Raw genomic sequence first — 12,468 nt, 5'->3', positions numbered from 1 at the left:
GGATGGTCTGCAGCAGATGAACATATCAAGATCATTGCATGTTATCCGTCTGTGAATTACCATTAATAGAGAGATCCCACCTTGCGTAAGCGAGTTCCCACCATGCTCACTCCAACGGAGTTTTTGATGACTACTGGATTGAAACGCATCTGTCTCATTCTGCCACTACTGACGGCTCTGGCGACGACCGTTTCTGCAGAGACAACGCAGCCGGAGCAGCTGACGTACGAAGAACATATTCGACCCATCTTCCGCGCCCACTGTTATGACTGTCACGGCGCGACCAAGGACCTCAAAGGGGGACTCGATCTGCGGCTGGTCCGTTTCCTGATCAAAGGTGGCGATTCGGGAGAATCGATCATCCCCGGGAAACCGGATGAGAGTTATCTGATGGAGCGTATTGAAAGTGGCGATATGCCTCCCGGCGAAGCCCGCGTTCCGAAACACGAAATTGAAATCCTCAAACGCTGGATCGCCGCCGGTGCGAAGACCGCGCGTCCCGAACCCGAATCGATTGGGGTCGGGTTAGGCATCACACCTGAAGAACGTGCCTACTGGGCCTTCCAGCCGATTAAACGTCCCGAGCTCTCTCAGGAAGTAAAAGAGAATCGCCGAGTGCGGACTCCCATCGATGCTTTGCTCTTGCAGGCGATGCCCGAGGGACTCACTTTCTCGCCGGATACCGATCGACGCACGCTGATCAAACGGGCTTACTTTGACTTGCTGGGACTGCCCCCCAGTCCCGCGGAGATGCAGAAAGCACTCGCGGATCAATCGGAGGGCTGGTATGAACGTCTGCTGGATGAACTGCTCGCTTCGCCTCACTACGGGGAACGCTGGGCGCGTCACTGGCTGGATGTCGCCGGCTATGCAGACTCGGAAGGCTACACGGTTAAAGATGATGTCCGTCCCTGGGCCTGGAAGTACCGCGACTATGTCATAAAATCATTCAATGAAAACAAACCCTTCAATCAGTTTATCACCGAACAGCTGGCGGGAGACGAACTGGCGGGCAAGCGAGAAGGGGACCTGACTCCGCAGCAGATCGAACTGCTCAGTGCGACCGGATTTCTGCGGATGGCCGCCGACGGAACCGGGAGTGGCAGTAATAACCCGGAAGCACGCAACCAGGTGATCGCCGACACGATGAAAATTGTGGGCTCTTCACTGCTGGGGTTGAGTGTAGCATGTGCGCAGTGTCACGATCACCGCTACGATCCCATTCCGCAGTCCGATTACTTCGCGTTGCGGGCGATCTTTGAACCCACCTTTGACTGGCAGAAATGGCAGACGCCGCAGCAGCGACGGATTTCGCTCTATACCGCAGCTGATCGTGCAGAGGCAGCCAAGGTCGAAGCGGAAGCACAGAAGGTGCTGGCTGAGAAAAATGAAGTACAGGCCAAGTATATGGCACAGGCGCTGGAGACGGAGCTCAAGAAATATGAATCACCGCTCCGCGAACAGTTGAAGGCTGCCTACGACACGCCCAAGGCCAAGCGGACCGCAGAACAGAATGAGCTGCTCAAGAAACACCCGAGTGTGAATATCACGCCCGGCGTGTTGTATCAGTATATTCCGAAATCCCGAGAAGAGATGCAGGAGTTCGACAAGAAGATCGCAGAGATTCGCCAGAAGAAACCGGTCGAAGAATTTCTGCGGGTCGCCGTTGAGCCTCCCAATCATGTACCGGTGACAAAGCTGTTTCATCGGGGCGATTACCGTCAGCCTCAGCAGGAGATCAAACCGGGAGGTTTGAAAGTGGTCTCCCCGCCGGATCAACAGCAGCTGTTCCCGGAAAACGATGCGTCTCTTCCGACGACGGGTCGGCGGCTGGCCTTTGCCCGCTGGTTGACCAACGGCGAACATCCCCTGGTGGCCCGCGTTCTGGTTAACCGTTTCTGGATGCATCACTTTGGACGGGCCATCGTGGCGACCCCGGGTGAGTTCGGAAAACTGGGAGCGAGCCCCACCCATGAAAAACTGCTGGACTGGCTGGCTGCTGAGTTCATGGCACAGGGCTGGGATCTGAAGAAACTGCATAAAACCATCATGCTCTCCACTGCGTATCGTCAGGAGGGAGCCCCCGATCCCAGTAAGGAATCGATTGATCCGGACAACCATTACTACTGGCGGAAGCCGATCCTGCGACTCGAAGCGGAAACGATCCGCGACCGGATGTTGAAGGTGACCGGTCAACTCGACGAGCAGCTGTATGGTGCACCGGTCAGTATTAAAGAAGACGACTTCGGCCAGATCGTGGTGTCGGGCGAGCAGCATCGCCGCAGCCTGTATGTCATGGCCCGCCGCAGTCAGCCGGTCGGCATGCTGCAGACCTTCGATGCGCCTGTGATGGAAACCAACTGTGAGCGTCGCTCCAGTTCGACCGTGGCGACTCAGTCGCTGATGCTGATGAACGGGAGCTTTATCCTGTCACAATCCGGCAAGCTGGCAGAAAAACTGGCCAGTGAAGCACCCGAACTGAAACCGGAAACTCTGGCCCAGCTGCCAGCACTCCCCGCGACGGCGAAGCCCGTCTGGAGTTATGGCTATCGCAGTCTGGCCGACACGAAATCGCTGGCCAGTGAATTTACACCACTGCCGCACTGGACCGGATCCAGCTGGCAGGGAGGTCCTAAACTGCCCGATCCTCAGCTGGGCTGGGTCACTCTGAATGCCGGCGGGGGACATCCCGCTACGAAATATGCCGCAGTCCGTCGCTGGACCGCGCCCGCATCGGGCACGCTGTCTGTCACAGGCAAGCTGCAGCATGGAAACGAAAACGGGGACGGCGTCCAGGCGCTGGTTCTTTCCAGTCGTTCCGGTCTGGCTGGTGAGTGGAAAGTGCATCACGGTGCCGCTGATACAAACGTGGCTTCACTGGCTGTGCAACAGGGAGACACGATTGATTTTATTACGGGCTGCAATGGTGATACCGGCTTCGATTCTTTCTCCTGGGGCCTGCAGCTGACGCTCAAGGCAGAAGGCGGTCCGACTTTCAAATGGGATTCGGCAGCCGAGTTTCGCGGGCCGGAACCACCGCAGAAAAGTCTGCCCGCTCAGGCCTCGTACGCGTTTGAACTGGCTTATTGTCGCAAACCAACGGACGACGAATTGCAGATGGTGATCCGCTTCATTGGAAACCAGCTGGCCTGGCTGCAGCAGCATCCCGATCAGTTGCCCAAGGGGGTTACCCCGGTTCGGCAGACGATGACCAATCTCTGCCAGACTCTAATGAGTTCCAACGAGTTTTTATACATCGATTAGTAAATTGCTGCTGCATCGCGGTGTAGAATGTTCGTGCGATGCCAGTGCAGATACTCCTTTCAATCAGGTGAGTTACTGATGACACAGTTTTTCAGCAGACGACAGTTTCTGGCAGAAAATGCGATGGGGATTGGCTCGGTTGCCCTGGCCTGGCTGTTGAACCAGGAGCAGGCCCAGGCACGCCCCAAAAGCGTGACCGCGGAACAGGAACACTTCGACCTGAAGCCAAAACCTGCACCGCTGGTACCGCAGGCCAAAGCGATGATCTCGCTGTTCCAGCACGGCGGACCGGCGCACATGGATCTGACCGATCCCAAGCCGGAGCTGTCCAAGTACAGCGGCACCGATTTCAAAGGGGACATTCAATACAGCTTCGTGAATGAAGCCAGTAAGAAACTGCTGGGCAGTCCCTGGAAATTTCGCAAACATGGTGAATGTGGCACCGAGCTTTCAGAACTGCTGCCGCACCTCGGGGAGGTCGCCGACGATATCTGCCTGATCCGTTCGATGCACACCGGGGCCAACGGTCACGAAGTTTCCATCCGTTATTTTCACGGTGGCATTCCCGGCGTTGTCGGACGACCGAATCTCGGTTCCTGGCTGGTTTACGGTCTCGGATCGGAATCGCAGAACCTGCCGGCGTACATGGTACTCACCGATCCCGGTGGACTGCCTGTGGACGGCGTGACCAACTGGTCCAACGGGTTCATGCCTTCGCTGTTCCAGGGAACCGTACTGCGGCCCAAAGAGCCGCGGATTCTGAACCTGGATGCACCCGCGCATCTGCAGGGAGATCTTCAGGCACAGAACCTGGAACTGCTGCAGTCATTGAACCGCAAACATTATGAGCAGCATCCGCACGAGTCTGACCTTGAAGCACGTATCGCCAGCTACGAACTTGCAGCGCGGATGCAGACCGCAGCCCGCGAAGCACTCGACCTGTCACAGGAAACGCAGGCGACTCAGGAAATGTACGGCTTGAACAATCCCAAGACACGCGACTACGGTACCCGCTGTCTGATTGCCCGGCGACTGGTAGAGCGGGGCGTCCGGTTCGTGCAGCTGTTCCTGGGAGGTCAGCCGTGGGACAATCACAGCAGTATCATTACGGGGCTGCCTGCGATCTGTGGTCGCACCGATCAACCGGCGGCGGCACTCGTTAAAGACCTCAAACAGCGCGGGATGCTGGATTCCACACTGGTCCACTGGGGGGAGAAATTGGTCGTCTGCCTGTAACACAGGACCATGGCGATCCCAAGAAGGCGGGCCGCGATCACAACGGGCAGGGCTTCAGCATCTGGCTGGCGGGGGCGGAATCAAACAAGGGATGACTTTCGGCAAAACCGACGAATTCGGCCACAAAGCAGTCGAGAATGTGGTCACCCCCAACGACTTCCAGGCGACCATCATGCGTCTGTTTGGTCTCGATCATCAGAAGTTGCTCTTCTTCTATAATGGGCAGGAGCAAATGATTACTAATAACCGTCCAGCCCGGATCGTGTCCGAGATCCTGAACAAACCAGTGCCAACCGTCGGAAATGACGCCTGAAGCTGAGGCGTTTCGGCAACATCTCGTTAAATCCGTACGTGAGCGGGTAATATCGATCAGCGGGTCGATTTTTCCGCTCATTTTCCGTTTGCCTCAGTGACGGAAACAAGGGAAAGTTCAAGTACTTAATTAAACTTAAATATTGACAGTGTCGATTCACATTAGTAAGGTTTTATATAGAGATAGCGCTATATTAAGCATCCCTCCAATACTCAATCCCACCCCAATCAGAGCCGCCATGAATATCTTGCCTCAAGCAGTATCGACGCGTCGGTTATTTTTCGCTTTGACTCTTCTGCTGGCCTCACTTTATCTCAGTAGTGCCACCCGTGCGGAAGACGTAAAACAGCCGGTCAGTTTTGTGAATGATGTAATTCCCATCCTGACGAAAGCAGGCTGTAACATGGGAACCTGTCACGCGAAAGCGGGAGGAGGCCAGAATGGTTTTCAGCTCTCGCTGCTGGGATTCGAACCGCTTGAAGATTACGACAGTCTGGTTAAGGAAGCACACGGACGACGTCTGTTTCCCGTTGCACCTACCCAGAGTCTGCTGCTGACCAAAGCGACCAACGAAACACCACATGGTGGCGGCAAGCGGCTGAATCGGGATTCCGATGGCTATCGGCTGATTCAGCGCTGGATTGAAGAAGGTGCGAAATGGAAGACCGGCGCTGAGCCGGAACTGGTCTCCGTCGAAGTGCAGCCCGAACGCGGCCTGGTTGAGATGGGCGAAAAACAGCAGCTCAAGGCCATCGCCAAATATTCCGACGGCTCGACCCGTAACGTGACGCACACCGCGTTATATGAATCCAACATCAAATCGATGGCGGACGTCGACGAAGAAGGGCTTGTCAAAGTCAACGACATCCCGGGTAAAGTCGCCATCATGGTTCGTTACCAGGGAAAGATCGCGGTCTTCACCGCAGCGATCCCCCTCAACGCCCCGATTCAGAAAGTACCCAGCGAAAAGAATTTCATAGATCAACATGTGTTTGCCAACCTCAAAGAGCTGGGCATTCCTCCTTCACCAGTTTGTGACGATGCAACCTTCCTTCGCCGGGTGACGATTGATATCTGTGGTCGTTTTCCCACAGAAGAAGAAACAAAAACATTCCTGGCCAGTACCGAAGCCGACAAGCGGGACAAACTTGTAGAGCGTCTGCTGCAGAGCCCAAACTATGCGGATTACTTCGCATCCAAATGGACTCCGCTCCTCAAAAACCGTCGGGACGCCGCCAGCGATATTACTCCAAACTTCGCTTTCCATGCCTGGATCCGTGACAGCATGCTGGCCAACGTGCCCTACGATCAACTTGTTCGCGAACTGCTGGGCGCAACCGGAACCGTCGTCAGCAATCCACCAGTCGCCTGGTACAAACGGGTTAAGGACCCCAAGGAACAGCTCGAAGATATCGCCCAGCTGTTTCTGGGAGTACGCATGCAGTGTGCTCAGTGCCACCACCATCCGTTCGAACGTTGGAGCCAGGACGACTATTACGGTCTGGCCGCGTTCTTCTCACAGATTGGTCGTAAGCCCACCGGCGTTCAGGGAGAAGACCTGATCTTCCACCAGCGGGGTGTGGCTCAGGCAAAGAATGTTAAATCAGGTGAAATGCTGAAGCCTGTCGCCCTGGGTGATTCTGTGGGCGAGATTTCACCCGATGAAGATCCCCGTCTGAAACTGGTCAACTGGATGAGTTCCCCGGAGAATCCCTTCTTCGCGAAGGCCCTGGTGAACCGCTACTGGAAGCATTTCTTCAAGCGGGCCTTGATTGAACCCGAGGATGACATTCGGGATACCAATCCCCCTTCGAACCCGGAACTGATGGCTGCTCTGGAAGAGCATTTCATTAAGTCCGGATTCGATCTGAAGGCACTGGTGAAGGTGATTACCCAGTCACATACGTATCAGTTGAGTTCGATGCCCAACGAATACAATCTGCATGATCGGCAGAATTATTCGCGATTCTATCCACGACGACTGCAGGCCGAGGTTATGCTCGATTCCATCGATGACCTGGCCGGGTCGACAAGTTCATTCGCGAACCTGCCGCCGGGGACCCGGGCGATTGCCTTACCCGATAACAGTTACACTAATTCCTCAGCGTTTCTGAAAGTCTTCGGTCGTCCCAACAGTGCTTCCGTCTGTGAATGCGAGCGGGAACAGACTTCCAGTCTGGCGCAGAGTCTGCACCTGATGAATTCGAACGAGGTCAAGTCGAAGCTGGCAGCCGGTGGTGGTCGAGCCGCTCAGCTGGCGAAAGAAGACGAGCCCATCGAAGCCCGGGTAAAAGAGCTCTACATGGCTGCTTTTTCGCGTGAGCCTCGTCCCGAAGAACTTCAAACCGCGATCGAATTTCTGACGACTCCGGTCGAAGATGGAAAAACAAAAGCGGATGCAAAGAAAAAACCGACCAACAAAGATTTTCAGGATCTGATCTGGGCCTTGATGAACACGAAGGAGTTTCTGTTCAATCACTAGGCAGCCGAATTTTATCAACTGGTAATCTGTCAGCAGCGCGACCTGAAAACGACGAATCAATTAAAACCCTGTATCCAGAGGCCGTGAATTATGAAAGCTCTTCAACCGCAACTTTCTCTCGTTGTGGGGATCTGTCTCATCACGCTGGGGCTGACTGCTTCCACCGCGAATGCACAGTCCGTCTGCCTGCCCGCACCGCGTCTGCTGACCACGATGCCCATGGGCGGACAGGCCGGCACAACGTTCGAAATCAAAATTGCCGGTGAAGATATTGATGATGCTGAAGAGCTCAACTTTTCCCATCCCGGGATCACCGCGGAACCCAAGCTGGATAAAAATGGCCTGCCGATCGCCAATCAGTACGTGGTGACGATTGCCAAAGACTGTCCGGTAGGTGTTCATGAAGCCCGCGTGATGACCCGGCTTGGCCTTTCGACGTCACGTGCCTTCAACGTGGGAGACCTGACCGAAGCCGTTCAGACTCCCGGCAAGAACGATTCACTCGAATCAGCGATGCAACTGGATCTGAACTCAATCTGCAATGCCATCATGACCAGCCGTAAGATCGATTACTACTCCTTTGAGGCCAAAGAAGGGCAGCGGGTTGTCGTCGATTGTGCAGCTAAGGGAATCGATTCCAAACTCAATCCGGTCGTTATCATTGCCAATGAGCGTGGCATGGATCTGGTTGTTGAACGTCGTGGGGGCATGCTCGATTTCAAAGTTCCCCAGACCGGAAAATATGTGATTAAAGTGCACGGCCTGACTTACGATGGCGGTCCGCATCACTTTTATCGCCTGGCTGTCAAAGCAGTACAGCCCGATGAGGTTGTAAAACGGCTGCCTTCGATTCAATCTGTGAGCGCGTTTTCCTGGCCGCCCGCCGGTCTGACTGATGCCAACATCCTTCCCGAAGCGGAACCGAATAACAAACACGCCGAAGCACAGAAAATCACGCTCCCCTGTGACATTACCGGCAGCTTCTATCCCGCAGCCGACGTCGATACCTTCGAGTTCAATGCGAAGAAAGGGGAAGTCTGGTGGGTGGAAGTTGCTTCCGAACGTCTGGGGCGACCTACCGATCCTTCGATCGTCGTTCAGCAGGTCACCGGGACCGGCGCAGATGAGAAGCGGACCGACCTGGTCGAGCTGAAAGACATTCCCAGTCCGGTCAAAGTCTCCAGCAACGGCTATTCTTATGACGGACCTCCCTACAACGCTGGTTCGTCCGATATCCTCGGTAAGATGGTCATTAAGCAGGATGGCGTCCATCGGCTGCAGATTCGGGACCTGTTCGGGGGAACCCGCAACGATCCGAAAAATATTTACCGCCTGGTGATCCGCAAAGCAGCTCCCGACTTCGCAATTGTCGGCTGGGCGTTGCATATGAATCTGCGTAATGGAGACCGCAACGCGCTCTCCAAACCCATCGCCCTGCGTGGAGGAGCGACGATGCCTTTCGAAGTGGTCGTGGTACGCCGCGATGGCTTTGATGGCGAAATCGAACTTTTCATGGATAACCTGCCTGAGGGAGTGACCGCCAGCGGAGTGAGGATTCCCAAAGGCAAGTCACGGGGTATCATGCTGATTACGGCTGAAGAAAATGCTCCCCAGGGATACTCAAGCGCCAACTTCTACGGCAAAGCGACCATTGATGGTAAAGAGATAAGCCATCCCTGTTACCTGGCTTCAATGCAGTGGCCGGTCAAAAACGCATGGAGTGAAATTCCCAGTCCACGGCTGATGGCTGACGTTCCGGTATCGGTGACTGAATCCGAACAGGCTCCAATCACGATTACCCCCGCGGAAGACAAAGTCTTTGAAGTCACCGCTGGCGAAAAACTGACCATTCCGCTCAAGCACATTCGTCGCAGCGATTTCTCGGGGGCGAATATTACTCTGAAGACCTTCGGCGATGGATTTGAAGGCAATCCGGCCTTCGATGCCACTCTGAAAGGTGACAGCTCCGAAGCAGTGCTTGATCTGGCAAAGCTCAAACCTGCTCCCGGTGAATACAACATTGCATTTTACGGTTATGCCGTCGCCCGCTATCGGGAAAATCCGACCGGCGTCGCTCTTGCAGAAGCAGGGCTCAAACAGGCGAAGCTGGAAGCGGAAGCTCTGTCTGCCAATGCAGATAAACTCGCAAAAATTGCTGAGTCTGCTCCTGATGCCGAACGTCCCGGTGCAAATTCTGCAGCGAAAGAGGCGGCAGCTAAAGCAAAAGCAGCTCAGAGCGACATCACAAAAGCCGATAAACAGTTAAAAGCAGCCGTTGCTCGCGCCAAGCCCAAAGATATCGTCGACATCATCGTCTCCACTCCGATTCGTGTTCGTGTCAATCCAGCTAAGAAGGCCCAATAGAGATGACAGACAACTTTTATGCTTCATCGATTCAACCCTGTCCGGGACCGGTCAATCGTCGTGGCTTTCTCCGCATGGGACTCGCTGGCTTTGCTTCACTGAGCTTGCCTGGAATTCTGCGTCTACGGGCCGCCAGTCCGGTGCAGAAGAAAAAAGATAATACGGCCGTCATCATGGTCTGGCAGCCGGGTGGGTGCTCGCACATTGACACGTACGATCCGAAACCAACGGCTCCCGTTGAGTATCGTGGTCCATTCAATACGATTCGTACCAGCGTACCGGGGATTGATTTCACCGAACTGCTGCCCATGCAGGCGAAGATTGCGGACAAATTCACCGTGCTGCGTTCCATGCGTCACGGCAGTCCCGGCCATCCCGCGGGAACACTGCGGATGCTGACCGGCGATACAGACATTCGCGACAAAACGAATCCCAAGTATCCGGACTGGATGTGCGTAACGAATTATCTGCGTTCAAAGCAGGGACCGCGGGAAAATCCGTTGCCACCGTATGTCGGCATCAACTTCTCATCACAGAGAGTCGGGGCGGCTTATCTGGGCGATGCCTATGGTCCGTTTACGGTATCCGGAGATCCGAACAGGCCGAATTTCAGCGTGCCTAATATCGGTCTGTCCAATGCCTCTGAGGTGAAGCAGCTGGATCGACGGGCCGATCTTCGTGCAAAACTGGATACACTGGAACGCTCCTTCGACCAGGCCGGGGAACTCGAAGCACTGGATGAATTCGAAGCCCAGGCGTTGACTCTGCTGACCAATCCCAAGGCAAAAGACGCGTTTGATCTCAGTAAGGAAGATGATAAGACACGCGATCGCTATGGTCGTAACTCCTGGGGACAGCAGTTGCTGATGGCGCGTCGTCTGGTAGAAGCGGGCGTCGATGTGATTTCGACCAGCCTCAGTGGTCCCCTCTGTGGTCGCGTGAATAACTGGGACGACCACGCCGTGAATCACCACGTCTTTGATGCCCTCCGTTTCCGGGCACAAGCTTACGACCAGGCCGTCTCGGCTCTGATCGAAGACATCTACGACCGGGGCCTGGATGAACGAGTGCTGGTTGTGGTGACAGGTGAATTTGGCCGGACTCCCAAGGTGAATTACCAGCCCAGTACCGGGGAAGGAAACGCGAGTGCTCCCGCCGGAACCAAGCAGCCCGGTCGAGACCACTGGCCACGTGCGTTCTCTAATATCTGGGCAGGTGGCGGCATCGAAACCGGACGCTTCATCGGTGCCAGCGACAAGCTGGGTGAAGATTCTATCGAACGCATCTGCGGCGCAGGCGATTTCCTGGCGACGATTTACCACCATCTGGGTATCGATTCCTCGAACGTCTTCATCGAAGATTTCAACGGACGTCCGACACCCATTATCGCCGACCAGGGCAAACCGATTCCGGAACTGCTGGGTTAGTTCCCTGTCATTGTGTCCTGTTGCTGGAACTGCACGTTCTTCGCAAAGTAGCGTCTGCTGACTCTGTCGCCAGTCCTGCGCAGTGGGTAGACTTGCGACTTGTGATCATCCTCTCTTTATTGTCCTGAGGAAATCGACAAGTCGTATGACTGCCTATGTTATTCTGGTTTACATCGCCGTCTATTTAAGCATGCTGCTGGGGGGCATCCCCGGTCTGCGCGTTGATCGCACTGGTGCTGCGCTACTGGGAGCGATTCTTCTTTTGGCCGGACAAGGCATTACGGAGCAGCAGGCGCTCAACTCGATCGACGTACCAACACTGGCGTTACTTTTCGGATTGATGGTCGTCTCTGCCCAGTTCCAGCTGGGAGGCTTTTACGGCTACGTGTTGCAGCGCGTGGTGCTGTATGACATGGCTCCCGCGACACTGCTGGCAGCGGTGATTGCTCTGACCGGTGCACTTAGTGCGATTCTGACGAATGATGTTGTCTGTCTGGCAGTTGCACCACTGCTGGCTCGTCTGTGTCTCAACAAACGGCTCAATCCGGTCCCGTTTCTGCTGGCCCTGGCTTGTGCAGCGAATATCGGCAGTGCAGCCACGTTGATTGGCGATCCACAGAATATCCTGATTGGTGAATCACTTCAGCTGTCATTCAATCGATATCTGCTGATTGCGACACCACCCTGTCTGGTTGGCCTGCCACTGGTCTGGTGGATTATTGTCAAAGTGTATCGGGATCAATGGATCGTCTCTCCTGGGGAGAGCATTCCGTCTGAGGAGCCCCCTTTCAATCGCTGGCAGACTCTGAAGGGAACCGTAATTCTGTTGCTGTTGGTTGTGTGCTTTATGTTTGCTCCCTGGCCGCGGGAACTGTTGGCACTTTGTGCGGCCGGCATCCTCCTGCTCAGCCGTACTTTTTATTCCCGGAGCGTGATGGGACTGGTCGACTGGCCTTTGCTGGTCCTGTTTATCAGCCTGTTCATTGTCAATCAGGCATTCCAGCTGGCGGGAGGCATGGACTGGTTGATGTCTCATACCGAAGCCGCCGGGATCTCGCTTTCTGAACCGGTGCCTCTGTTTCTGGGGACGGCGGTGTTGAGTAACCTGGTTTCCAATGTCCCGGCAATCATGTTGCTGTTACCGGTCGTAGAAGGCAGCAGTCTGGGGGCGTTACTGGCCCTGAGCAGCACCCTGGCGGGTAACTTCATCATCGTCGGAAGTGTGGCGAATATCATTGTGGTGGAAGCAGCCCGGCAGGTGGGAATCAAAATCAGTTTCCGCACACATGCGAGAGTCGGGATTCCCGTCACGCTGGGCAGCCTGCTGATCGCGGGAGGCTGGCTCTGGCTGGTGACCTGAAGTGGGGTAGCTTTCCAGTAAT

Annotated in this window: 6 protein-coding genes and 1 pseudogene; all 7 read left to right on the top strand. The window is 55.2% G+C overall.

Annotated elements, in window-relative coordinates; all coding sequences use genetic code 11:
* Positions 1–126 precede the first annotated feature (126 nt).
* The 7 genes and pseudogenes from F1728_RS05880 to F1728_RS05855 all read left to right on the top strand — a co-directional run bounded on the left by F1728_RS05880 (position 127) and on the right by F1728_RS05855 (position 12,446).
* Positions 127–3,264, top strand: coding sequence for a DUF1553 domain-containing protein (locus tag F1728_RS05880; protein WP_155363322.1), 3,138 nt, complete (start codon positions 127–129; stop codon positions 3,262–3,264).
* A 78-nt stretch (positions 3,265–3,342) separates the two neighbouring features.
* Complete coding sequence (locus F1728_RS05875) at positions 3,343–4,500, top strand: DUF1501 domain-containing protein (RefSeq protein ID WP_315853516.1); 1,158 nt, start codon at positions 3,343–3,345, stop codon at positions 4,498–4,500.
* A pseudogene (locus F1728_RS32510) lies at positions 4,470–4,813 on the top strand (DUF1501 domain-containing protein). Before F1728_RS05875 ends, F1728_RS32510 begins: the two are co-directional and overlap by 31 nt.
* A gap of 238 nt (positions 4,814–5,051) precedes the next feature.
* Positions 5,052–7,295 (top strand): DUF1549 and DUF1553 domain-containing protein, encoded by a 2,244-nt coding sequence (locus tag F1728_RS05870; RefSeq protein ID WP_155363321.1) that lies wholly within the window; start codon positions 5,052–5,054, stop codon positions 7,293–7,295.
* A 90-nt stretch (positions 7,296–7,385) separates the two neighbouring features.
* Positions 7,386–9,659: a serine protease gene (locus tag F1728_RS05865; RefSeq protein ID WP_155363320.1), complete on the top strand. Its 2,274-nt coding sequence runs from the start codon at positions 7,386–7,388 to the stop codon at positions 9,657–9,659.
* A 2-nt stretch (positions 9,660–9,661) separates the two neighbouring features.
* Entirely contained in the window at positions 9,662–11,086 is a 1,425-nt protein-coding gene (locus tag F1728_RS05860; RefSeq protein WP_145038581.1) for a DUF1501 domain-containing protein, read from the top strand.
* Between the two features lie 145 nt (positions 11,087–11,231).
* Entirely contained in the window at positions 11,232–12,446 is a 1,215-nt protein-coding gene (locus F1728_RS05855) for an anion transporter (protein WP_155363319.1), read from the top strand.
* Positions 12,447–12,468: the final 22 nt, after the last annotated feature.

Source organism: Gimesia benthica (assembly GCF_009720525.1).
GTDB lineage: Bacteria > Planctomycetota > Planctomycetia > Planctomycetales > Planctomycetaceae > Gimesia > Gimesia benthica.
This window is presented reverse-complemented; position numbering and strand designations above follow the sequence as displayed.